General features: G+C 40.9%; 22 protein-coding genes. 16 read left to right on the top strand and 6 right to left on the bottom strand.

Features of this window, described 5'->3' with window-relative positions:
• Positions 1-203: 203 nt before the first annotated feature.
• On the top strand, positions 204-614 hold the full coding sequence (locus ABT310_RS14430; RefSeq protein ID WP_375324595.1) for a hypothetical protein: 411 nt from the start codon (positions 204-206) through the stop codon (positions 612-614).
• Here ABT310_RS14430 and ABT310_RS14425 read toward each other — a convergent pair.
• Positions 611-1,054: a hypothetical protein gene (locus ABT310_RS14425; protein ID WP_375324594.1), complete on the bottom strand. Its 444-nt coding sequence runs from the start codon at positions 1,052-1,054 to the stop codon at positions 611-613. The genes ABT310_RS14430 and ABT310_RS14425 overlap by 4 nt on opposite strands.
• A 180-nt stretch (positions 1,055-1,234) precedes the next feature.
• Here ABT310_RS14425 and ABT310_RS14420 point away from each other — a divergent pair, with 180 nt between their 5' ends.
• The 15 genes from ABT310_RS14420 (at position 1,235) to ABT310_RS14350 (ending at position 16,284) form a co-directional block, all read left to right on the top strand.
• The gene (locus ABT310_RS14420; protein WP_375324593.1) at positions 1,235-2,431 is read left to right on the top strand and encodes an Nramp family divalent metal transporter; all 1,197 of its coding nucleotides are present in this window, start codon (positions 1,235-1,237) and stop codon (positions 2,429-2,431) included.
• Positions 2,432-3,175, top strand: a complete 744-nt coding sequence (pxpA, locus tag ABT310_RS14415; RefSeq protein ID WP_375324592.1) for a 5-oxoprolinase subunit PxpA — start codon at positions 2,432-2,434, stop codon at positions 3,173-3,175.
• Entirely contained in the window at positions 3,172-3,906 is a 735-nt protein-coding gene (gene pxpB, locus ABT310_RS14410) for a 5-oxoprolinase subunit PxpB (protein WP_375324591.1), read from the top strand. The genes pxpA and pxpB overlap by 4 nt, the downstream gene beginning before the upstream one ends.
• Positions 3,899-4,738, top strand: coding sequence for a biotin-dependent carboxyltransferase family protein (locus ABT310_RS14405; protein WP_375324590.1), 840 nt, complete (start codon positions 3,899-3,901; stop codon positions 4,736-4,738). Before pxpB ends, ABT310_RS14405 begins: the two co-directional genes overlap by 8 nt.
• 29 nt (positions 4,739-4,767) lie before the next feature.
• The gene (locus ABT310_RS14400; protein ID WP_375324589.1) at positions 4,768-5,163 is read left to right on the top strand and encodes a VOC family protein; all 396 of its coding nucleotides are present in this window, start codon (positions 4,768-4,770) and stop codon (positions 5,161-5,163) included.
• Between the two features lies 1 nt (position 5,164).
• Positions 5,165-5,605: a hypothetical protein gene (locus tag ABT310_RS14395; protein ID WP_375324588.1), complete on the top strand. Its 441-nt coding sequence runs from the start codon at positions 5,165-5,167 to the stop codon at positions 5,603-5,605.
• A gap of 127 nt (positions 5,606-5,732) precedes the next feature.
• Complete coding sequence (locus ABT310_RS14390; RefSeq protein WP_375324587.1) at positions 5,733-6,125, top strand: DUF302 domain-containing protein; 393 nt, start codon at positions 5,733-5,735, stop codon at positions 6,123-6,125.
• Between the two features lie 519 nt (positions 6,126-6,644).
• The gene (locus tag ABT310_RS14385) at positions 6,645-6,824 is read left to right on the top strand and encodes a hypothetical protein (protein WP_375324586.1); all 180 of its coding nucleotides are present in this window, start codon (positions 6,645-6,647) and stop codon (positions 6,822-6,824) included.
• A 376-nt stretch (positions 6,825-7,200) separates the two neighbouring features.
• Positions 7,201-8,877, top strand: a complete 1,677-nt coding sequence (gene ilvD / locus ABT310_RS14380; RefSeq protein ID WP_375324585.1) for a dihydroxy-acid dehydratase — start codon at positions 7,201-7,203, stop codon at positions 8,875-8,877.
• A 39-nt stretch (positions 8,878-8,916) separates the two neighbouring features.
• Complete coding sequence (gene ilvB, locus ABT310_RS14375) at positions 8,917-10,650, top strand: biosynthetic-type acetolactate synthase large subunit (RefSeq protein WP_375324584.1); 1,734 nt, start codon at positions 8,917-8,919, stop codon at positions 10,648-10,650.
• Positions 10,651-11,232 carry an O-methyltransferase gene (locus ABT310_RS14370; protein ID WP_375324583.1) on the top strand — a complete coding sequence of 194 codons (582 nt, stop codon included), beginning with the start codon at positions 10,651-10,653 and terminating at the stop codon, positions 11,230-11,232. It begins immediately after the preceding gene.
• 9 nt (positions 11,233-11,241) lie between these two features.
• Complete coding sequence (gene ilvN, locus ABT310_RS14365) at positions 11,242-11,769, top strand: acetolactate synthase small subunit (RefSeq protein WP_375324582.1); 528 nt, start codon at positions 11,242-11,244, stop codon at positions 11,767-11,769.
• Between the two features lie 24 nt (positions 11,770-11,793).
• A complete protein-coding gene (gene ilvC, locus ABT310_RS14360; RefSeq protein ID WP_375324581.1) occupies positions 11,794-13,269 on the top strand; it encodes a ketol-acid reductoisomerase in 1,476 nt (491 codons plus the stop codon).
• An 8-nt stretch (positions 13,270-13,277) separates the two neighbouring features.
• Complete coding sequence (ilvA, locus tag ABT310_RS14355; RefSeq protein WP_375324580.1) at positions 13,278-14,546, top strand: threonine ammonia-lyase; 1,269 nt, start codon at positions 13,278-13,280, stop codon at positions 14,544-14,546.
• 148 nt (positions 14,547-14,694) lie between these two features.
• Entirely contained in the window at positions 14,695-16,284 is a 1,590-nt protein-coding gene (locus tag ABT310_RS14350) for an NADP-dependent glyceraldehyde-3-phosphate dehydrogenase (RefSeq protein WP_375324579.1), read from the top strand.
• A 77-nt stretch (positions 16,285-16,361) separates the two neighbouring features.
• Here the strand turns inward: ABT310_RS14350 and leuB are convergent, their stop codons facing one another.
• From leuB to recG, 5 genes are all read right to left on the bottom strand, one after another.
• A complete protein-coding gene (gene leuB, locus ABT310_RS14345; RefSeq protein WP_375324578.1) occupies positions 16,362-17,420 on the bottom strand; it encodes a 3-isopropylmalate dehydrogenase in 1,059 nt (352 codons plus the stop codon).
• Positions 17,421-17,446: 26 nt separating this feature from the next.
• Entirely contained in the window at positions 17,447-18,973 is a 1,527-nt protein-coding gene (locus ABT310_RS14340; RefSeq protein ID WP_375324577.1) for an alpha-isopropylmalate synthase regulatory domain-containing protein, read from the bottom strand.
• 27 nt (positions 18,974-19,000) lie between these two features.
• Complete coding sequence (gene leuD / locus ABT310_RS14335; protein ID WP_375324575.1) at positions 19,001-19,597, bottom strand: 3-isopropylmalate dehydratase small subunit; 597 nt, start codon at positions 19,595-19,597, stop codon at positions 19,001-19,003.
• An 80-nt stretch (positions 19,598-19,677) separates the two neighbouring features.
• The gene (leuC, locus tag ABT310_RS14330; protein ID WP_375324574.1) at positions 19,678-21,087 is read right to left on the bottom strand and encodes a 3-isopropylmalate dehydratase large subunit; all 1,410 of its coding nucleotides are present in this window, start codon (positions 21,085-21,087) and stop codon (positions 19,678-19,680) included.
• Positions 21,088-21,302: 215 nt separating this feature from the next.
• Positions 21,303-23,408, bottom strand: a complete 2,106-nt coding sequence (gene recG / locus ABT310_RS14325) for an ATP-dependent DNA helicase RecG (protein WP_375324573.1) — start codon at positions 23,406-23,408, stop codon at positions 21,303-21,305.
• Positions 23,409-23,432 lie beyond the last annotated feature (24 nt).

Raw genomic sequence — 23,432 nt, 5'->3', positions numbered from 1 at the left:
AATTAGATAAAAAATTGTAAGTCAAGCTAATGGAGGTGGTTTTATTTAGAATTTCCTCAAAAAGGAAATGTTTTAAGCAATGAATCAATAATTGAGGGCATTTTATCGAAAAAGTATATAAAATTTTAGTTAAACCTAGTTTATAAGTCTCTTTATGAGTTGATTAGGGTGTATTTTTGCCCTTCTTTTTAAAAATAGTAGGCATGCAATGTGTAGAATTGAACCCTGTTGGCAATTTTGACCCGTGGGAACAGGAGAAGATTGATGAGTTAATGCATCAGGAAATTTCAGAATCCTTAAGTAACAATCTGGTTTTTGAAAATGATTTTGTACGGCTCTGGGATATATATTTGTTGCCAGGGCAAAGAATTCCGTTTAGAAGACAGAACAGAAATTATGGGTGGGTTTGCACTACAGGTGGTTTGGCCTTGACCAGATACGGAAATGGTAAAATAGATATGGTAAAATTGAACCCTGGCGATACCCAATATTTTGAGTACAAGGGCAAAAATTATATCAACGATTTAGAAAATATCGGGGAGGATACCATTGTCATCAATATTTTGGAATATAAGGAGACCAAAATGGACGACAGCATTCAGTTTTGTAACTAGATAGCCTTAATATTGGCTTTTAAGCCAGATACAATCCCAAGGATATTGGTTACGGTTTCTTCCAAATAATATTTAATGGCCAAATGCGGAATCCTAATGGTGGTAAAACCATTTTTAAAAGAGTGCATGGCATCTTCCAAATCATTAATGGCCTGTTCATGGGTAATCATATTGTAATCCTTGTCGATTTCAATATTTAATTTTACACGTGAAATTGCAATATCTACAGATTTTTTCCCGTCCCACCACTCTAACATTGGATGAGCTCCAGCTTCTTTTAGGGCATAAAACAATTGAATGGCTTCAATCGGGGTATTGTTATCTAGAATAACTCTTTTTATCAATCGAGTATGTCTTTCGCATAGCTGTACTCCTAAAGCCTCTATGGATTCCTTACTTTGTTGGGGTCCAATGCTTTTATCGCAATCCTTACACGTCATAGGTCTTAGTCAAGTTTAAGGTCAAGTATGATTTGGGACTATTATAACTTTGAGATTTTTAAAATCGTATAAAAATTCGATGTAAAACACCCCACTTTTAGACGAACGGCATTTTTTTGGATGAAATGCATGATTTGTTAGGATAACCTTATAACTTCAACCACCAAAACCAACTAGACCATGTTTAAAAAAATTGGACCGGGAGTATTGGTTGCAGCGGCCTTTGTTGGACCAGGTACTTTGACCATGTGTACGCTTGCCGGTGTACGATTTGGCTACAGTTTAATTTGGGCCTTATTGGTCTCTGTCATCGCTACCATTGTATTGCAGGGTATGGCTGGCAGGATTGGCTTGGTAACGCAAAGTGGGCTTGTTGACGTGGTAAAGGACCAAGTACGGTCCAAAGGAATCCGAAACTTGGTGATTGCCATTGTTTTTGGAGCAATTTTGGTGGGAAATGCAGCCTATGAAGCCGGAAATATTGGTGGAGCCACTCTTGGCATGGAGCAGTTGATTCCACAACAAACCTTAAAACCCTTTCTTCCTTTATTTATAGGACTCATTATATTCTTTCTTTTATGGTTTAGTACCTATAAAATTTTGGAAAAGATATTCGTTGCATTAGTGGGTATTATGGGGGTGAGCTTTGTTATTTGTGCCATTATTACACAGCCTTCCATAGTTGGAATTTTCAAAGGCATGTTCGTACCACATTTACCCGATGGAAGTTTATTCACCGTAATTGCTTTGGTGGGAACAACCGTGGTGCCCTATAATTTGTTCTTGCACGCCTCTTTGGTGAAGGAAAAATGGAAATCCAAAGATGATTTAAACTCATTGAATTGGGACACCATTTTATCCATAGGACTGGGTGGTTTGGTCTCTATGGCCATATTGATCACCGCTTCTGCAGCTCCTATTTCAGATATTGACAATGCTTTGGATATGGCCGTTGCGTTGGAGCCCTTATTTGGCAAAATGGCCGTTTATTTTATGGCAACCGGACTTTTGGCCGCGGGAATAACCTCCGCCATTACCGCTCCATTGGCAGCGGCATTTGTAGCCAGTAGCAGTTTTGGATGGGAGGGAGGCATGCAAAATATCAAGTTTAAACTCGTTTGGCTATTGGTGGTGCTTTGCGGCGTAGTTTTTCTTTCTTTTGACATTAAACCCATTCAAGTAATACAGTTTGCACAAATTGCCAATGGGATTTTACTTCCCATCATGGCATCCTTATTATTATGGGTGGTGAACAAAAAATCCGTAATGGGAGATAACAAGAATAATCTGCTCCAAAATATTTTGGGATTTGCCATTGTTGCCTTTGCTATTTTTTTGGGAGCAAAAAGTATCTTTAAAGTAATAGGATTGTTCTAAATGAATGAATATTTCATAGATATTAATTGTGATGTAGGCGAGGGCGTTGGCAATGAAGCTGACCTTTTTCCTTTCATCAGCTCCTGCAATATTGCATGTGGGGGCCATGCGGGATCTCTTAAAACCATGATGCAAGTGGCTCAATTGGCAGCAAAACATGGAATAAAGGTGGGAGCCCACCCATCATATCCCGATAAGGCCAACTTTGGAAGGGAAGTCATGGATATTTCTAAAGAAGAACTTGAACAAAGTATACAAACCCAACTTGCAACTTTCGATGAAGTCCTTAAGCAACAGCAAATATCATTGCATCATATTAAGGCCCACGGAGCTCTATACAATCAGACCGCAAAAGATGAAAAACTGGCCAAAGTTTATCTGAAAGCCATTCAAGCATATAAGAATAAAGCATTGCTCTACGTGCCTTTCAAGTCTGTGGTAGCGCAATTGGCGCTGGAAATGGAATTTAAAATAGCGCACGAAGCCTTTGCAGACAGGAATTACAATGCTGACTTAAGTTTGGTATCCAGAAAAGAGCAAAACGCTCTCATTCAAAACCCAGAACAAGTGCTTCAGCATATCTTACCAATGATTAAGCAAGGGAAAGTAAAGGCCATGAATAACGAATTTGTTGAAATTTCCGCACAAACCCTTTGTGTGCATGGCGATACAGCCGCTGCATTGGAAATATTAACGTATATTTCTGAAGAATTACCCCGAAACCAAGTGCACATAGAAAAGTGAATACATACCCCATCAACATCAAACCTTTTGGAGAACGAGCTGTTTTAATTGAATGGCCCAATAAAGTAAGTGAGTCCATTTTAACAAACATCCTTGACTTTATGGATGTGTTCAAAGCACTAAAAATTGAAGGTTGGGAAATGTCCGTAGCCTACAATTCCCTGACCATGGTGTACAATCAGGATCATATTGATTTTGAAAAGATCAAAACGATTATTTTGGATTGTTATGCAAAGCTAGAGGATTCAAAAGTTCAACGAACCCAACATTTGTGGACCATTCCAGTATGTTATGATATCGAATTCGGGATTGATATTGAGGAAGCGGCCAAAACTTTGCAACTTTCTGTAGAAGAACTGATTGAGCAACACACCTCCCATGAATATGTGGTGTACGGCATCGGTTTTTTACCGGGATTTATGTATTTGGGAGGATTGCCTTCCAGTTTGGAAATTCCACGAAGGGCAGAACCAAGACTACGGGTAACCAAAGGTTCAGTTGGGTTGGCAGGAAAGCAAACGGGTATTTATCCCCAAGATTCCCCCGGCGGATGGAATATTATCGGAAACTGTCCGGTGCAACTGTTCAATCCAAAGGAAAAATTGCCCTGTTTTGTGAAGGTAGGAGACAAAATTAGATTTGAAAGTATTTCTAAAGCTGAATACGATTTGCACAAGATAGAGGGGGAGGTAGGAATTTATAAACCCGAAAAAGTTGTTTTGAATGCTTAAAGTACTTAAATCCGGTTTTTATTTGACCATTCAAGATTTGGGTCGTTTCGGCTATCGCGATGTGGGCGTCCCGATTTCGGGCGCCATGGATGTTGAGTCTGTAAAAAAGGCCAATATGTTGCTCGAAAATGAAGAGAATGACGCGGTATTGGAAATCACCATGACGGGGCCTACGCTTCAGTTCGATGCGCCCTCCTTTATTTGTCTTTCAGGAGCTCATATTTTAGCGACCTTGAACAATCAACCCATTGAAAATTATCGTGTTATACAGGTGGGTAAAGGAGATATTCTGTCTTACGGTAGATTAGAGAAAGGTTTTAGGGGCTATTTGGCAATAAAAGGCGGCTTTCAAAATGATAAGGTATTGGGGAGTAGGTCGCAATTTGTCCCTGTCACCAAATCGGCCAGGCTTAAGGATGGTGATGAGGTAAAGTACAAGGAATCCGCATCTTTTAAGCCTATTATATCAGAAGTAAAAATTGAAGACCATTTTGAAAAAGATGTTCTTACCGTTTTTAAAGGACCAGAGTTTGAATTGCTCACCGATGCCCAACTCACGGAGATTTTCACCAAAACCTATTCCTTATCCAAAGAGAACAACCGAATGGCCTATCAAATTGCAGAGTTGATCAAGGGCCATGAACATTCCATGTTGACCTCGGGCACTTTACCGGGTACCGTGCAATTGACCCCTGCAGGACGAATGATCATTTTGATGAAAGATGGTCAGACTACCGGGGGCTATCCTAGAATTTTCCAATTGTCCGAAGATTCCATAAACGTTTTGGCACAGAAAAAATCGGGGGAGCATTTCCGGTTTAAGCTTTCTTGATTTGCGTCGGTAACCTAAAATCAAAGAAGATGAAAGTAACCCTAATCAGTATTCCAGTTCTTGATCAAGAAAAGGCATTGCAATTTTATACTCAAAAACTGGGTTTTCTAAAAAAGAAGGATGAACCCGTCGGTGGCGGTAACAGATGGTTGACTTTAGTTTCCAAAGATCGGCAAGAGGGCCCCGAATTATTATTGGAGCCCGCACCTAATCATTTTGAACCAACCAAGAAGTATCAAGAAGCTTTGCTGGAAGCTGGTATTCCATGGACACAATTTGACGTGCAGGATGTTACTTCCGAATATGAACGGCTCATTAAAATGGGGGTCGAGTTCAGTGTAAAACCCACCGAAATGGGAACCGTAAAGTATGCGGTATTGAACGACACTTGTGGCAATCTAATTCAACTCGTAGAAGAATTGTAGGATGCGGGTTTTTCAATGGAACTGGAGGTGGAATTGGAATCCAGAACCCAAAACACATTTTGTCATTGTTTTATCGTTAACCATTCTAACGGCTATTTTATCTGTGGTTTCATTAGGATATGCCATTCATCAAATCACCAAAAATCCAGTTGTAAATGGTACTGTGGTAAAAAGCGTATCCAATATTGACGGTATGCATGCTCCAATCATAGAATACCGTTCTCCCAACAAGGGTATTACTCAATTTAGGTCAAAGCATTCAACCAGACCACAGCGTTATTTTATTGGCGATTCGGTCGAAGTAATCTTAGTGGGTGAAGATTTTGAACCAAAGCTAAAAAGCTTTTTCAGTGTATATGGGCTTAGTGCGTTTTTCGTATTGTTTTCATTGATTTCGACCATAGGCACTTTTGCCGTTTACCGTACTCGTGTAAAAAAGTGAGGATAAAAGTTGTAAAGGGATTGTTGGTGGTCCTAAAATCTTCTCAAATAGGGCGAGAACCTGTAAAAAGTTGCTTATCTTATAGGTATTAAACATCACTGATTAATAACCCAAAGTAAAAAAACTTATGAGCTATTACTACAATACGGTTTTAAAGGAAAAGAATTTCGAGAAAGCTATTGAAAAAGTAACGCTCGAACTGAAAAACGAGGGTTTTGGAGTCCTAACCGAAATTAACATCAACGAAACCCTAAAGAATAAATTAGGGGTGGATTTTAAAAAGTACAGAATCCTAGGTGCTTGTAATCCGCCATATGCCTATGAAGCATTGACGCAAGAGGAAAAAATCGGACTCTTTTTACCTTGTAACGTAGTGGTTTTAGAAAATGATAAGGGTGACATTGAAGTGGCTGCCGTGGACCCTGTTGCTTCAATGATATCGGTTAAAAATGTTAAGTTGGGTTCTGTGGCTCAGGAAATACGGCAAAAACTTAAAAATGTGATTGGAAAGCTTTCTTAGTAAATGTATTTTGAATTAAGACTGTGATTTTTAGGTGTTGATAAATAAGTTGTTGTAAATTTATTACATGAACTTTAATAGGGGTTTATTTCAACTGATTGCTGGTCTTTTGTTGGTGGTGCATATAACCACCTCTTTAGATTATGTTCCCGTTACTACGTCTATAACGGAAACAGCTAGTACTGAACTTCTATATCAAACCATAAATATCACTTATAATGATATTAATTTTGATACTGCGCAAAAAGCAACGTTTCACCAAATAGCCCAAAATTCCTGCTCTAGAATAAGTAGTGCATTGAATCTACTAGCAGAAAGTTGCACTAAAAACGAGGTAGGTTTAAAAATCCAAATAGAATCCCTTTTACAATACAAATCAAATCTTCTTAATATTGTCTTAAACGATATAATTCAACAAAAGTGTAATTGGATGAAATGTGCCTAGACTTTATTAAGTCTGGTTATTGAGTTCTAACACCTTCATAAAGGAAGGTATTTTCCACATTAAATCCAGTTACAATGAAATTAAAAAAGCTTCTACGCTTTTTAACGCTCTTGTGCTTTCTTTTAATTGCTTCCATCGTTCCATTTCCAATTAGTTTTCATCGAAAGGACAATTTACCCATTTATAAAATCGAACAATTGGACAAAATGGAAGATGAAGATGATGATGAAGAAGAGTGTCAGTTATTTTCATAAAGCAAGCAGCATCGAAAAATTCTGGCTCGATATAACATTATTGATCAAATTAATTTTGTAGTATTGAATCATGAAAAGAAAAAACCTAGTCGATAACGTAGTCATTAGTATCCCAGAAATGGACTGATACAGACTTGTTATAGACAAAAAGGGCCTGTATCAATTGTGGTACAGGCCCTTTTTTTTATAAAGAAAAATAATTGAATATTGGATTTTGAATTAACATAATTAACTGAAAAACAGCAAATTAAATGTTTTAAGATTCAAGTGGATTTAAATCACCTTAAACTGTTAAAAATCTAAGGCTTTTTAAACATCTATCTTTGAAATACAATATAAAATTCAGCAGAATACCCTATTTGAAGGAAATTTGATAATGGAATTGAACAAGTTTAGTAAGAATGTGACCCAAAACCCAACGCTGCCAGCTGCACAAGCTATGTTGCACGCGATTGGATTGACAGATGAAGATTTACAAAAACCCCTAATTGGAATTGCAAGTACAGGTTACGAGGGTAACCCTTGTAACATGCACTTGAACAATTTAGCGTTGGATGTAAAAAAAGGCGTAGAGTCTTCCAATTTAGTTGGGCTCATTTTTAACACCATTGGGGTCAGCGACGGTATTTCCAATGGAACACCGGGAATGCGTTACTCTTTGCCTTCAAGGGATATTATTGCCGATTCCATTGAAACCGTTATCCAAGCGATGAGTTATGATGGTTTGGTCACTGTGGTCGGTTGCGATAAAAACATGCCAGGTGCATTGATGGCGCAATTGCGTTTGAACCGTCCATCCATTTTAGTGTACGGAGGAACCATTGCTCCAGGGTGTCACAACAATAAAAAATTGGATATTATTTCCGCTTTTGAGGCCTACGGTCAAAAAGTAGCGGGAACCATAGACGAAACCGAATTTAAGGAAGTGATTCACAAAGCATGTCCAGGCGCGGGAGCTTGTGGCGGAATGTACACGGCCAACACCATGGCCTCAGCTATTGAGGCAATGGGAATGTCCATGCCCTTTAATTCCTCCATTCCTGCAGTGAACGAAGCCAAGGCAGGAGATTGTGAAGCAGCAGGTGAAGCCTTGAGACATTTATTAGAGGTGGATTTGAAACCTAAAGACATTGTCACCAAAAAAGCATTGGAAAATGCATTTCGTTTGGTAACGGTATTGGGTGGTTCAACCAATGCGGTATTGCATTTTATGGCCATTGCCCATGCTGCTGAAGTGGATTTTACCTTGGAAGATATTTCAAGAATTAGTGATACGACACCTTTGTTGGCTGACCTAAAACCAAGTGGAAAGTTCTTAATGGAGGACTTGCATAAAGTAGGTGGGGTGCCAGCAGTTTTAAAATATATGTTGAAAAAAGGCATGCTTCACGGTGATTGTATGACGGTAACCGGTAAAACCATTGCCGAGAACTTATTGGATGCCCCAGATTTGGAAGAGGGACAAGAAATCATCAAATCGGTGGATTACCCAATCAAGGAAACAGGTCATATACGAATTTTATATGGAAACTTGGCGACGGAAGGTGCAGTAGCTAAAATCACAGGGAAAGAAGGTCTTGAATTTACAGGAACCGCCCGTGTTTTTGACAGCGAAACCGCAGTAAATGAGGGAATCCATAATGGAAAAGTGCAAAAGGGTGATGTGGTGGTTATTCGCTATGAAGGCCCAAAAGGAGCGCCTGGAATGCCTGAAATGTTGAAACCAACCTCTGCCATTATGGGTGCAGGATTGGGTAAAGACGTTGCTTTGATTACCGACGGAAGATTCTCTGGAGGTTCCCATGGATTTGTGGTAGGACACGTGTCGCCCGAAGCGCAAGTAGGTGGTGGAATTGCCTTAGTAAAAGACGGGGATGAAATCACCATTGATGCAGTAAAGAATACCATCAACATCAACATTTCTGACGAAGAATTGGAACAAAGAAGAAAAGAATGGAAGCAGCCTGAACTGAAAATCAAATCAGGAAGCTTGTACAAATATGCTAGAACCGTTTCATCAGCCGCAAAAGGTTGTGTGACCGATGCGTTCTAAATCACTGAATACGGTTGAAATTCTTTAAACATTGGGTTTATGGAAACATTGAAGACAAAAAAAGAAAAAAAGAAAAAAGAAACTACCATGAGGATATCTGGTGCAGAGGCCATCATTCACTGTTTGTTGGCGGAAGGTGTTGATTTGATTTATGGATATCCCGGGGGAGCCATTATGCCAGTGTATGATGAGCTGTATAAGTTCCAAGATAAATTGACCCATATTTTAACCCGTCACGAGCAAGGTGCCACACACGCGGCACAAGGCTATGCGCGTGTCACAGGTAAAGTAGGGGTGGCCATGGCCACTTCAGGTCCCGGGGCAACTAATTTGGTAACGGGTATTGCCGATGCTCAAATTGATTCCACACCTATGGTGTGTATCACAGGGCAGGTAACCAGAAGCCTGTTGGGTTCCGATGCGTTTCAAGAAACGGATATCGTTGGGATTTCAACCCCTGTGACCAAATGGAACTATCAAATTACTAGAGTAGAAGAGATACCAGAGATTATGGCGAAGGCATTCTATATTGCCAAGTCTGGTAGACCAGGTCCCGTTTTGATAGACATTACCAAAAATGCCCAGTTCGATGAATTGGACTTTTCCTATGAAAAATGTACCGCAGTAAGAAGTTATAAACCTGTACCTGAGCCCAACACTTCTGCCATTGAAAAAGCGGCCGAACTGATAAACAATGCCAAGAAACCTTATGTCGTATTTGGGCAAGGTGTTATTTTGGGAAAGGCCGAAGAAGAATTAAAAGCATTGGTCGAAAAAGCGGGAATACCAGCAGCTTGGACCATACTGGGACTTTCGGCAATGGATACAGAGCACCCTCTAAATATGGGTATGGTGGGAATGCATGGGAATTACGGTCCAAACATCCTCACCAACGAATGTGATGTTCTCATTGCTATTGGAATGCGATTTGATGACAGGGTGACCGGAAATCTGGAAACCTATGCGAAGCAGGCCAAAGTCATTCATTTTGAAATTGATCCTGCTGAAATCAACAAAAATGTAAAGGCGGAAGTTGCGGTTTTAGGTAATTCCAAAGAAACCTTGGGTATGCTTTTGCCATTGATCAATGAAAATTCACATCCAGATTGGGTAGCAGAATTTGAAGCGAAGTATCAAATTGAATATGATACCTTGATCAAAAATGACATTTACCCTACCAAAGAAGGTTTGACCATGGGAGAGGTGATTGAACAAATCAATGAAGCATCAGGTCATAAAGCGGTGATGGTGTCCGATGTAGGTCAGCATCAAATGATTGCTTGTAGATATGCCAAATTCAAACAATCCAAAAGTAATATTACTTCAGGTGGTTTGGGAACTATGGGCTTTGGACTTCCTGCGGCCATTGGGGCCAAAATGGGAGCTATGGACCGTGAAGTGGTTGCTATCATTGGAGATGGTGGGTATCAAATGACCATTCAGGAGCTTGGAGTAATTTTCCAGCACAATGTCCCTGTGAAAATTGTGGTTTTGAACAACGAACATTTGGGTATGGTGCGTCAGTGGCAAGAACTGTTCTTCGAGCGCCGATACGCCTCAACGGTAATGACCAATCCAGACTTTGTGAAAATAGCAGAAGGTTACCATATTAAGTCAAGAAGGGTAGTGGAGCGTTCCGAACTTAAAGATGCAGTAGAAGAAATGATGGCATCTAAGGACCCTTATTTCTTGGAAGTGAAGGTGGAAAAAGAGGATAATGTATTTCCAATGATTCCAACGGGAGCTTCTGTGGCCGATATCAGATTAAAATAAATGGATCAGTCAATCATTTTAAACCAGCCAAAGCAATACAATGCGTTGCTTGCCAAATCAGAGGAAATGGGTTTTACCATGCCCTCGGATATTTATGTAGGTGCATTTTTGAAAACTATGGCGGCATCTAAACCAGCTGGCAATTTTCTGGAATTGGGCACGGGTATAGGGCTCTCACTTTCATGGTTGTTGGATGGTATGGATGCAGATTCCAAAATGATAAGCGTTGATAATGACGCTGAATTGATTCAAGTGGCTAAAATGTTTTTTGGTGAGGAGGAAAAGAGATTACAACTTGTTTGTGACGATGGCGCTGATTGGTTGGAAACCTATAAAGGCCCTCAATTCGACCTGATTTTTGCCGATGCATGGCCAGGAAAATACAGTCATTTGGATTTGACCATTGGTTTGTTGAACAAAGGAGGCTATTACATCATCGACGATATGCAAAAACAACCCAATTGGCCCGAAGGGCATGAGGATAAAGCAGCTGAATTGGTTGGTGTTTTAGAAGAAAGAAAAGATATTATAATAACAAAAATGAACTGGTCCACTGGACTCATAGTTGCAGTAAAAAAATAAAATCGATATATGGAAAAACAATGGTATACCATATCGGTGTATTCCGAAAACCATGTAGGATTGCTCAATAGAATATCGGGAATATTCTTAAAGAGACACATTAATATAGAGAGCTTAAATGTTTCTAAATCAGAAATTGAAGGCGTATCTAAATTCACTATTGTTGTGAACACCACCGAAGATTGGACCCGTAAAATTGTGGGGCAGATTGAAAAGCAGATAGAAGTCATCAAAGCCTTTTATCATACCGATGATGAAACCATTTATCAAGAATCTGCTTTATTCAAAATTGCTTCACATCTGCTTTTTGATGAAAGACAAATACAAAACATCATCAAAGAGCACAATTCTCAGATTGTAACGGTGAGCCGTGAGTTTTTTGTTTTGGCAAAAACAGGCCGTCGATATGAAATTGACGAAATGCACGACGCATTGGAGCCGTATGGAATCATGCAGTTTGTTCGTTCGGGTCGAATTGCAGTGACCAAGGCCGCCATGCCAATCTCGGAACTATTGGAAGAATTTCAAGAAAATTAAATCGCATAAAATCAAATATCAAAAATGACAAATTACTTCAACACACTATCACTTCGCGAGCAACTGACCCAATTGGGTAAATGTAGATTCATGGATTCTAGCGAATTCGCTGATGGTGTATCCGCACTAAAAGGAAAGAAAATTGTAATTGTAGGTTGTGGTGCCCAAGGATTGAACCAAGGATTGAACATGCGCGATTCTGGTTTGGATGTGTCCTACACCCTTCGTGAAGCTGCGATTAAGGAGCAAAGACAATCGTATAAAAACGCCACAGAGAACAATTTTGTGGTGGGAACTTACGAAGAATTGATTCCAACTGCCGATTTGGTGATCAACCTTACTCCAGACAAACAACACACCAATGTGGTAAGCACCATTATGCCCTTGATGAAAAAAGGAGCGACCTTGTCTTACTCACACGGTTTTAACATTGTGGAAGAGGGAATGCAAATCCGTGAGGACCTTACTGTAATCATGGTGGCACCTAAAAGTCCAGGTTCCGAAGTGCGTGAAGAGTACAAAAGAGGTTTCGGTGTACCTACCTTGATTGCCGTACACCCAGAAAATGACCCAGAGGGTAAAGGGTTGGCTCAGGCTAAAGCCTATGCTGCTGGAACAGGTGGTGACAAGGCAGGGGTTTTGGAATCTTCGTTTGTGGCTGAAGTAAAATCAGATTTGATGGGAGAGCAGACCATTCTTTGTGGTCTTTTGCAAACAGGTTCTATTCTTTCTTTCAATAAAATGGTTGAAAAGGGAATTGATGCTGGTTATGCCTCGAAATTGATTCAATATGGATGGGAAACCATTACCGAAGGTTTAAAGCAAGGAGGTATCACCAACATGATGGACCGTTTGTCCAACCCTGCCAAAATCAAGGCATTTGATTTGGCCGAAGAATTGAAAGTGATCATGCGTCCATTGTTCCAAAAACATATGGACGATATTATGAGCGGTCATTTCTCCAAAACCATGATGGAAGATTGGGACAATGGCGATAAAAACCTATTGGATTGGAGAGCTGCCACAGGAGAAACTGCTTTCGAAAAAACACCTGCTGGTGATGTAGCGATTTCGGAACAAGAATACTACGATAACGGAGTGTTGATGGTGGCCATGGTAAAATCTGGTGTGGAATTGGCTTACGAGACCATGACCGAATCAGGAATCATTGGTGAATCTGCCTACTACGAATCATTGCACGAAACGCCATTGATTGCCAACACCATTGCTAGAAAGAAATTGTTTGAGATGAATCGTGTTATTTCTGATACGGCAGAGTACGGTTGTTATTTGTTCGACCATGCTTGTAAGCCTTTGTTGACCGATTTCATGAAAACTGTGGAAACTGATATTATCGGCAAAAAATTCGGTGAAGGAAAGGACAACGGAGTGGACAACGTAAAATTAATTGCTGTAAACAAAGCCATTCGTGAGCACGATGTGGAAATTGTTGGTGCAAGATTGCGTGAGTCCATGACAGCCATGAAGCCTATTGGGTAAACCGTCACATGAAAAATAATACTGTGGAGACTTATTTTCCACAAATAGCGGATATTCGAAAAGCAGCGGAAACCATTGCCCAAGTGGCATCGGAAACCCCATTGCAACCGAGTATCCGCTATTCTAAATCATACGGGGCCAATATCTTCCTCAAACGAGAAGACCTACATCGGGTCCGTAGCTATAAAATTAGAGGGGCCTACAATAAAATCAGTTCACTTACCAAGTTACAATTGGATAAGGGGGTTGTGTGTGCCAGTGCAGGCAACCATGCTCAAGGAGTTGCCTTTGCCTGTAGCCATTTAGAGGTAAAAGGCACCATTTACATGCCTGTGGTTACTCCAAAACAAAAAATCGACCAGACCAAAATGTTTGGAGGTGATTGGGTGGAAGTGGTCCTGGAAGGCGATACGTTTGATGACTCCAATAAAGCGGCTCAAATATTTTGCAGTCAAAAAGACAAAACCTTTGTCCATCCCTTTGATGATGAAAAAATCATTGAAGGGCAAGCAACGGTGGGCTTGGAGATATTGGAGCAGTTCACAGATCCCATCGATTATGTTTTTGTGGCCGTTGGGGGTGGTGGATTGGCTTCCGGATTGATTGGAACTTTTTCAGCCCTGTCACCAAACACCAAAATCATTGGAATCGAGCCCGAAGGAGCACCCTCCATGCTCAAATCGATGGAAAAGGGAGAGTTGGTGGAATTGCCTCAAATTGACAAATTTATTGATGGTGCGGCAGTTCAAAAAGTAGGTAAGCTTACCTATGACATTTGCAAAAATCATTTGAGCAAAATGATGACCGTACCCGAAGGCAAAGTGTGTCAGACCATTTTGGAATTGTACAATCGGGATGCTATCGTGGTGGAGCCTGCTGGAGCTTTGACGATTTCAGCCCTAGATGGGTTTGCGGAGGAAATCAAAGGTAAAAATGTGGTTTGCATAATCAGTGGTAGCAATAACGATATTACCCGAACTGCAGAAATTAAGGAACGGGCATTGCTTTATGCGAACCTTAAGCATTATTTCATTGTCAAGTTTCCACAAAGACCGGGAGCGCTAAAAGAGTTTGTAGCAGATATTCTTGGACCTGACGATGATATTACCCATTTTGAATATTCCAAAAAGTCGAGCAGAGAAAATGCACCAGCGGTGGTGGGCATCGAATTAAAATCCCCGGACGATTTGCAACCCTTGATTGACCGTATGAAAGCCAATAACTTTTTTGGCGACTATTTGAACGATAAGCCACACCTTTTTCAGTATTTGGTGTGATGAACCTAACATTTTAGGTTTACAATTTTACAAGCTGATATTTGAACGCAAATAGCCCTTGAATCAAGGAGTTTCCTTTAGTTTTTATGTTAATTTTGTAAGGAGCAAAGCTCCATTTGAACAACACTAATTCATTAAAAAACAGTTTATGGCAACAAAAAACCTAGTTCCTGAAGCATTTCAGATAACGGAAGAAATACATCAAAAAACTTATTTGATCAATGGTGAGTTGAAAACTTGGAAAGGAGCAACCAGTCCTGTGGTTTCTACGATTTCATCCACCGAGGAATATGCGCCCACCACCTTGGGGAGCATCCCGGATATGGGTGAACCTGAGGCAATGGAAGCATTGGATGCTGCTTTGGCCGCTTACGATAAAGGACAGGGGCTTTGGCCTACCATGAAAGTAAAAGACCGCATTGAGTGCATGGAATCTTTCGTAAAGCGAATGGAACAAAAACGTGAAGAGGTTGTGAAATTGTTGATGTGGGAAATTGGTAAATCCAAACCAGATTCTTATAAAGAGTTTGATCGTACCGTTGAGTATATTTACGACACCATTGAAGATTATAAGCAATTAGATCGCGACTCTGCTAAATTCTCCAAGCACGATGGCGTTTATGCCCATATTCGTAGAGGCCCTCTTGGTGTTGTGCTGTGTCTTGGACCCTATAATTACCCTTTGAACGAAACCTTTGCGTTGTTGATTCCTGCCATTATTATGGGAAACACCACCATTTTTAAACCGGCAAAGCATGGAGTGTTGCTTATTACGCCGCTTTTGGAAGCTTTTAAGAGTAGTTTTCCAAAAGGGGTGGTGAATATCTTATTTGGACGAGGTAGGGCGGTAGCAGCTCCCATAATGCAAACTGGTAAGGTAGATGTGTTGGCTTTGATTGGAAACAGTGCATCGGCGAATGCTTTACAAGAACAACACCCAAAAAGTAACCGATTGCGCTTGGTATTGGGATTGGAAGCTAAAAATCCAGCCATTGTATTGCCTGATGCTGATTTAGACTTGACGATAAATGAATGCATCTCTGGAACATTGTCGTTTAATGGACAACGTTGTACAGCGCTTAAAGTAGTGTATGTTCACGATGAAGTGAAAGATGATTTCTTAAAACGCTTCGCTGAAAAAGTGGACAAATTAAAGTTTGGAAATCCGTGGGATGACGGTGTGCAATTGACGCCGCTGCCGGAAGCTGATAAACCCGCCTATATTCAGGAATTGTTGGATGATGCCTTGGCGAAAGGCGCCAAGATCATCAACAAAAAAGGAGGGAAGCATTTTGATAACTATATATGGCCTGCGGTGTTGTATCCGGTAACCAAAGACATGAGAGTATACGAAGAAGAGCAATTCGGACCTATTATTCCTGTGCTTTCATTCCAAGATATTGAAGAACCTTTGGATGATATGGCAGAATCCAACTACGGGCAGCAGGTAAGTTTGTTCGGAAAGGATGTGTATACACTTTCTCCACTAATTGACACCTTGGCCAACTTGGTGTGCCGTGTAAACTTGAACAGTTCATGTCAACGCGGACCTGACGTGTATCCGTTCACAGGAAGAAAAGACTCGGCACAATCTACGTTGAGTGTGCACGATGCGTTACGCTCGTTCTCAATTAGAACCTTTGTGGCCTTTAAGGACAACGATTTGAACAACCAGACCATTGAGCAATTGTTGGAAGCTAAGGTGAGCAATTTTTTGAGTACCGATTATATTCTTTAGTAGAAAAAGAATTTTCAAAACAAAAAAAAAGCCCGAGCATTTGCTCGGGCTTTTTTTTAATATGTAGCGGTAGTTATTTAAATATTCTCAGCAAGCCAGTCGCCAACTTCGCTGGTTTTGAAGGCTTTGCCTCCATCGGCCAAATCTTCGGTCACGACGCCTTCGGCCAAGGATTTGTTGACTACTTCGCGGATAGCTTCCGCTTCGTCCTTTAATCCAAAGGCAGTTTCGAACATCATGGCTGCAGAAAGTACGGTGGCCAATGGGTTGGCGATGTCTTTTCCAGCTGCTTGCGGATACGAACCGTGGATGGGCTCGAACAAAGATGTTTTTTCACCCAAAGACGCGGATGGCATTAATCCCATGGATCCTGAGATTACAGATGCTTCATCGGTTAGAATGTCTCCAAAAAGGTTTTCAGTGATCAAAACATCATAGGTGCTCGGCCATTGCACCAATCTCATGGCTACGGCATCCACAAATTCGTAGGACACTTCTACTTCTGGGTAATCTTTTTCCAATTTTTGAACAGTTTCTCTCCAAAGTCTGGATGTTTCCAAGACATTGGCCTTGTCCACACAACACAATTTTTTGGAACGTTGCATGGCCATTTCAAAACCTTTTTTGGCCAAACGCTCTACTTCTTCACGGGTATAGGTGCAAGTATCGTAAGCAGTGTTGTCATTGTCTTCACGACCACGTTTTCCAAAATAGATACCACCAGTCAATTCACGCAAGAATACCAAATCGGTGCCTTCTATGCGCTCTTTTTTAAGGGGTGACTTTTCAATCAATGAAGGGAAAGTGAACGTTGGGCGTACATTGGCGAACAATCCCAATTTCTGACGCATTTTCAATAACCCTTGTTCTGGTCGCACTTTGGCAGATGGGTCGTTATCGAACCTTGGGTGACCGATGGCTCCAAACAAAACCGCATCGGCAGCAACACAGATATCGTGGGTCTCATCGGGATAGGGTTCACCAACAGCGTCAATGGCGGCTGCACCTGTTAGGGCAGGAGTCCATGTAATTTCGTGTCCAAATTTATTGGCAACGGCATCAGATACTTTTACGGCTTGATCAATAACTTCGGGGCCAATTCCATCTCCGGCCAAAAGAGCTATGTTTAATTTCATTTTTTATCGTTAATCGTTGTTCGTTATTAGTTTAATTCAACCAGGTTAAGCATTTTTTCCGTGGCCTTTATCGCGGATACTGTTTGGTCTGAATCCAATCCACGGGTAGTAAAATCCTTGTCTTTGGTTTGCCAGGTAATAATGGTTTCGCAAAGAGCGTCAGAATTACTTCCTGGGGGGATTCGAACCGCGTAGTCCACCAATTTGGGCAACTCTCGATTTTCTTTTTTGTAAACTTTTTTTAGGGCATTGATGAACGCATCAAACTGCCCATCGCCTTGAGCGTTTTCCTCGTAATTTTTTCCTTCAATTTCAATGGAAAGGGTAGTGGAGGGTTTTAAACCTTTGGAGTGGGTAAGGACATACGATTTGACAAAAACCTTTTGTTGATGCAAATTACTGTCCAATACATCGGAAATGATATAGGGCAGGTCTTCTTTTGTCACCCGTTCCTTTTTGTCTCCCAACTCAATAATTCGTTCGGTGACTTTTTTGAGTTCATCATCATTCAAAGTCAACCCAAGTTCCTGAAGGTTTTTTTGAATATTGGCTTTGCCTGAGGTTTTACCTAGGGCATATTTACGTTTTCTGCCGAATCTTTCAGGTAATAAATCATTAAAGTAAAGATTCTTTTTGCTGTCTCCATCAGCATGTATTCCAGCTGTTTGTGTAAACACATTATCTCCAACGATGGGTTTGTTGTCTGGAATGCCAAAACCTGTAAACGCAGAAACCAATTTACTTACTTTGTATAATGAGGATTCTTTGACTCCAATGGAAATTTCTGGTAAAAAATCATTGATTACGGCAACTACACTCGCTAAAGGAGCATTCCCTGCGCGTTCACCCATTCCGTTCACTGTTAAGTGCAAACCATGGGCTCCAGCTTTTAAGGCTTCCATCACGTTGGCAACACTTAAATCGTAATCGTTATGCCCATGAAAATCAAAATGTGAATCAGGATAACGGGTTATAATTTTGGAAAGGTATTCTCCAGTTTCGGTATGGGTTAAAACACCTAATGTATCTGGCAACAGCACCCTTTTTATAGGTTGTTGGGTCAAGAAGTCCAAAAATTGGAAAACGTATTCTTGGGAATTGCGCATTCCGTTGCTCCAATCTTCCAAATACACGTTGGTTTCGATACCCAGTTCTTTGGCTTTTTCTATTACAGCTTGAATCTCGCTAAAGTGCTGTTCAGGAGTCTTTTTGAGTTGATGCGTTAAATGATTCAACGAACCTTTGGTCAACAGGTTTTGCACTTTGGCACCTGCTTCTTGCATCCATTTTAATGAAACTCCGCCGTCCACGAAAGTCAAAACCTCTACTTTATCCAAATAGCCTTCCGTAGCAGCCCATTCGGTAATGTTTTTAACCGCCTGCATTTCACCTTCAGAAACTCGTGCCGATGCCACTTCAATACGGTCTACTTTAAGTTCCTCCAATAAGAGCTTGGCCAAAGTGAGTTTTTCAGAAGCAGAAAAGGATACTCCCGAGGTTTGCTCACCATCGCGTAGGGTGGTGTCCATTATTTCAATGGTGCGTGTTTTCATTTTCGAAGCGGTCGTCCTATTTGGAAGTTAAAGTGGCGTATTCTCAGCGTATTTTTCGATATTGTCCTTGATGTTCAACAAATAGTCGATATCATCAAAACCGTTGAGCATGTTTTGTTTTTTGTATCCGTTGATGTCGAAGCTTTCTTGCTCACCAGTAGCCAAAATAGTGATAGTCTGTTCTGGCAGGTTCACTTCCAACTCGGTTTTTGGGTCAGCTTCAATAGCTGTGAAGATTTTATCTAAAAACTCAGGACTCACCTGAACTGGTAAAACACCAACGTTAAGACAGTTGTTTCTAAAGATGTCAGCAAAAAAACTGGAAACCACGCAACGGAAACCGTAATCGTAAACGGCCCAAGCAGCGTGTTCCCTTGAAGAACCAGAACCAAAGTTTTTACCGCCTACCAATATTTTTCCAGAATAGATAGGATTGTTCAACACAAATTGCTCCTTTGGAGTATCGTCCGAATTGTATCTCCAGTCACGGAACAAATTGTCTCCAAACCCTTTACGCTCAGTAGCTTTTAGGAATCGAGCAGGGATGATTTGGTCGGTATCCACATTTTCAATGGGTAATGGAACCGCTGAACTTTTTAATATTTCGAATTTATCGTATGCCATTTTAATTCAATTATCAGTTGACAATTAGCAATTCACAATAGATTGAACATGGTTTATTGCAAATTGGTCATTGTTTATTGTTACGCTAAAACTTCTTCCATTAATTCCCTTGGGTCGGTCACTTTTCCAGTAACGGCTGCTGCAGCGGCCACCAATGGACTGGCCAATAATGTTCTTGCTCCAGGCCCTTGTCTTCCTTCAAAGTTTCTGTTGGAAGTACTCACTGCATATTTGCCGGCTGGAACTTTGTCATCGTTCATGGCCAAACAAGCGGAACATCCAGGCTCTCTCAATTCAAAACCAGCTTCATGAAGAATATCCAAGATACCTTCTTCCTTAATGGCCTCCTCAACCCTATGTGAACCGGGCACTAACCAAGCGGTAACGTTATCCGCCTTTTTCTTGCCTTTTACAATGGAAGCAAATGCACGGAAATCCTCAATTCTACCATTGGTACAGCTTCCCAAGAATACAAAATCAATGGGTTTTCCTATCATGGCATCTCCTTCATGGAAATCCATGTACTCCAAGGATTTTTTATAGGTTGACACGCCGCCTTCAACGGCTTCGGCCAAAGGAATGTATTTTTGAATGCTCATTCCCATTCCAGGGTTGGTTCCATAGGTGATCATGGGTTCTATTTCGCTGGCTTCGAAAGTCAATTCTTTATCGAAAGTTGCATCATCTTCTGTGTAGAGCGTGCTCCAATATTCCATGGCTTTGTCCCAGTCTGCACCTTTCGGGGTGTATTCACGGCCTTTTATGTAATCAAAAGTGGTTTCGTCAGGAGCAATCATACCTCCACGGGCACCCATCTCAATACTTAGGTTACAAACGGTCATACGACCTTCCATGGACATGTTTTTGAACACATCTCCAGCATATTCAACGAAATAACCTGTTGCACCTGAAGTGGACAATTTTGAAATGATGAACAAAGCCACATCTTTTGGAGTAACAGCTTTACTCAAGGTTCCATTAATGTTGATACGCATGCTTTTGGGTTTCGGTTGCATGATACACTGTGTGGACAGTACCATTTCAACCTCACTGGTTCCAATTCCAAAGGCAATGGCTCCAAAAGCACCATGTGTAGAAGTATGTGAATCTCCACATACAATCGTGGCTCCAGGTACGGTGATGCCGTTTTCTGGACCAATTACGTGCACAATTCCGTTTTTATCATGCCCAAGCCCCCAATAGGGAATATTGTGCGCTGCGGCATTCTCTTCCAAAGCTTTTAACTGATTGGCAGATAATGGGTCTTTAACCGGCAAATGCTGATTTAGTGTTGGGGTATTGTGGTCCGCAGTAGCAAAGGTGCGCTCTGGGTATTTCACTTTAATCCCTCTATTTTTTAATCCTAGAAAAGCAACAGGACTCGTTACTTCATGGACCAAATGTCTGTCTATAAACAGAACATCTGGACCGTTTTCAATATGCTGAACGACATGGGAGTCCCAAACTTTATCAAATAGTGTCTTGCTCATAATAACAATCAATATTTTGTAAGCTTACAAATATAAAATTTGAACGCTAACTCGGTTTTTGGTGATTAACAAAAATACGATGTTCAACGCTTATTTTATAGCTTTTTTTGGATTGTTAACAAATGTTTCGACTTGGTTTTCAGAATATAACAACTGATAATGTTCTTTTGTAATGGATAGTACAAAATGGAAATCCAACAGTTAAAAGAATAGGCTTAACTAATGTAATTCCAAATGGTTTTGTTCGCCATCATTTTTGAAAAGGCATGAAGTATCGGTGCGTTTTCTTGTTTTTCCAATCGCGGGTCATTTTTTAGTAACTGAATGGCATGGTAACGGGCTGTTTTTAAAATTTGATTGTCCTTGACGATATCTGCAATCTTAAGATTGAGCATACCACTTTGTTGGGTTCCCATTATATCGCCTGGGCCACGAAGCTTTAAATCCACTTCAGCAATTTCGAAACCGTCGTTGGTGCCTACCATGGTCTGTAATCTGGTTTTGGCATCTTCGGATAGTTTATTGCCCGTCATTAAAATGCAGAAACTTTGTTCGGCTCCTCGACCGACACGTCCACGTAGCTGATGCAACTGGGAAAGTCCGAACCTTTCCGCACTTTCAATGATCATTACCGAAGCATTTGGAACATTTACCCCTACTTCAATGACAGTTGTGGCTATCATGATTTGCGTTTCACCCTTCAGAAAACGCTCCATTTCGTAGTCTTTGTCGGCAGGCTTCATTTTGCCATGAACTATGGAAATTTGATATTCAGGCTGCGGAAAATCACGGACAATACTTTCATAACCATCCATCAAATCTTTGTAATCCATAGCCTCCGATTCTTGAATCAAAGGATAGACAATGTAAATCTGACGGCCTTTTGCAATTTCATCTTTGATGAAACGGAACACTTTTAAACGATTGCCATCAAAGCGATGCACGGTTTTAATGGGTTTTCGCCCCGGTGGCAGCTCATCAATCACGGAAATATCCAAATCACCATACAAACTCATGGCCAAGGTTCTCGGTATTGGGGTGGCTGTCATCACTAAAATGTGGGGGGGTGTGTTGTTTTTATGCCAAAGTTTTGACCGTTGCGCTACGCCAAACCGATGTTGTTCGTCCACAATGGCCAAACCTAGGTTTTTAAATTGGACCCTATCCTCCAAAAGGGCATGGGTACCCACCAAAATATTCAGATTCCCGTTTTCCAATTGATTATGCAAAAGGGTGCGTTCCGATTTTTTGGTGGAACCCGTCAGCAAAGCAATTTTTAGATCCATGGGTTGCAACAATTCCTTAAGTCCATTATAATGTTGGGTCGCCAAAATCTCGGTTGGCGCCATTAAACAGGCCTGAAAACCATTATCAATGGCCAAAAGCATACACATCAAAGCCACAATGGTCTTTCCAGAGCCCACATCGCCTTGCAACAATCGATTCATTTGGGCATTACTGCCCAAATCGTTCCGAATTTCCTTAATAACCCGTTTTTGGGCATTGGTCAAATCAAAAGGGAGGTGGTTTTCAAAGAAATTGGTAAAATGTTCCCCAACCTCTCCGAAGGGCATCCCCTTGATTTTTTGTTTTCGGAGTATTTTTTTGGAGATAAGCTGCATTTGAACAAAGAACAGCTCTTCAAACTTTAATCGAAATTGGGCTTTGGCCAATAATTCCTGATTTTTTGGAAAATGAATATTGAACAAGGCTTCGGCTTTGGGAATCAATTTGAGCTCGTCCAAAATAGAGTGGGACAAAGGTTCAGGGAAATTTCCTTTCGATTCCAAAATAAGCTGTTGCACCATTTTGCTCACCACTCGATTGGATATCCCTTTGGCGCTCAACTTTTCCGTAGATGGATAAATGGGCTGCATGGTAATTTTCAAACCCTGTTGGTGGTTGCGCAACAATTCCATTTCGGGGTGGGGCATGGAAAATGTGCTACCGTATTTGGAAACCCGTCCGAAAACTACGTAAGACTCGTTGAGTTTTAAGTTTTCTCGAATCCATTTATGGCCTCTAAACCAAACCAGTTCCATTTGTCCAGTTTCATCCACAAAGGTAGCCACCAAGCGTTTGCCCCGCTTTTGCTCTACCGTTTTTATGTGGATTATTTTTCCGATTATCTGAACATCGGCACCACTGGGTTGGAGCTGGTTGATTTTGTAATAACTGGTACGGTCGAGGTAGCGATTGGGGAAAAGATGTAACAAATCCCTATAGGTTTCAATACCCAATTCCGACTTTAGAGTTTCGGCCCGATTGGGACCAACCCCTTTTAGATAAGCTATGGGAGTTTGCAGAAAATTGGGATTCATCGAACTAAAATATGTAATTTGGAA

Source organism: Flagellimonas cixiensis (assembly GCF_042134615.1).
GTDB classification, from domain to species: domain Bacteria; phylum Bacteroidota; class Bacteroidia; order Flavobacteriales; family Flavobacteriaceae; genus Flagellimonas; species Flagellimonas cixiensis.
Note: the sequence above shows the minus strand (reverse complement) of the source record. Positions and strands in the feature narration are given on the sequence as shown.

What these genes read in the sequence shown, in the direction of transcription:
- pxpA (WP_375324592.1), top strand. Translation starts at nt 2,432, where the DNA reads ATGAATGAATATTTCATAGATATTAATTGTGATGTAGGCGAGGGCGTT.
- ilvN (WP_375324582.1), top strand. Translation starts at nt 11,242, where the DNA reads ATGGAAAAACAATGGTATACCATATCGGTGTATTCCGAAAACCATGTA.
- ABT310_RS14385 (WP_375324586.1), top strand. Translation starts at nt 6,645, where the DNA reads ATGAAATTAAAAAAGCTTCTACGCTTTTTAACGCTCTTGTGCTTTCTT.
- ilvD (WP_375324585.1), top strand. Translation starts at nt 7,201, where the DNA reads ATGGAATTGAACAAGTTTAGTAAGAATGTGACCCAAAACCCAACGCTG.
- leuB (WP_375324578.1), bottom strand. Translation starts at nt 17,420, where the DNA reads ATGAAATTAAACATAGCTCTTTTGGCCGGAGATGGAATTGGCCCCGAA.
- ABT310_RS14430 (WP_375324595.1), top strand. Translation starts at nt 204, where the DNA reads ATGCAATGTGTAGAATTGAACCCTGTTGGCAATTTTGACCCGTGGGAA.
- ABT310_RS14405 (WP_375324590.1), top strand. Translation starts at nt 3,899, where the DNA reads ATGCTTAAAGTACTTAAATCCGGTTTTTATTTGACCATTCAAGATTTG.
- leuD (WP_375324575.1), bottom strand. Translation starts at nt 19,597, where the DNA reads ATGGCATACGATAAATTCGAAATATTAAAAAGTTCAGCGGTTCCATTA.
- ABT310_RS14350 (WP_375324579.1), top strand. Translation starts at nt 14,695, where the DNA reads ATGGCAACAAAAAACCTAGTTCCTGAAGCATTTCAGATAACGGAAGAA.
- ABT310_RS14395 (WP_375324588.1), top strand. Translation starts at nt 5,165, where the DNA reads ATGCGGGTTTTTCAATGGAACTGGAGGTGGAATTGGAATCCAGAACCC.
- ABT310_RS14370 (WP_375324583.1), top strand. Translation starts at nt 10,651, where the DNA reads ATGGATCAGTCAATCATTTTAAACCAGCCAAAGCAATACAATGCGTTG.
- ABT310_RS14420 (WP_375324593.1), top strand. Translation starts at nt 1,235, where the DNA reads ATGTTTAAAAAAATTGGACCGGGAGTATTGGTTGCAGCGGCCTTTGTT.
- recG (WP_375324573.1), bottom strand. Translation starts at nt 23,408, where the DNA reads ATGAATCCCAATTTTCTGCAAACTCCCATAGCTTATCTAAAAGGGGTT.
- ilvC (WP_375324581.1), top strand. Translation starts at nt 11,794, where the DNA reads ATGACAAATTACTTCAACACACTATCACTTCGCGAGCAACTGACCCAA.
- ABT310_RS14425 (WP_375324594.1), bottom strand. Translation starts at nt 1,054, where the DNA reads ATGACGTGTAAGGATTGCGATAAAAGCATTGGACCCCAACAAAGTAAG.
- ilvA (WP_375324580.1), top strand. Translation starts at nt 13,278, where the DNA reads ATGAAAAATAATACTGTGGAGACTTATTTTCCACAAATAGCGGATATT.
- ABT310_RS14400 (WP_375324589.1), top strand. Translation starts at nt 4,768, where the DNA reads ATGAAAGTAACCCTAATCAGTATTCCAGTTCTTGATCAAGAAAAGGCA.
- ABT310_RS14340 (WP_375324577.1), bottom strand. Translation starts at nt 18,973, where the DNA reads ATGAAAACACGCACCATTGAAATAATGGACACCACCCTACGCGATGGT.
- ilvB (WP_375324584.1), top strand. Translation starts at nt 8,917, where the DNA reads ATGGAAACATTGAAGACAAAAAAAGAAAAAAAGAAAAAAGAAACTACC.
- leuC (WP_375324574.1), bottom strand. Translation starts at nt 21,087, where the DNA reads ATGAGCAAGACACTATTTGATAAAGTTTGGGACTCCCATGTCGTTCAG.
- ABT310_RS14390 (WP_375324587.1), top strand. Translation starts at nt 5,733, where the DNA reads ATGAGCTATTACTACAATACGGTTTTAAAGGAAAAGAATTTCGAGAAA.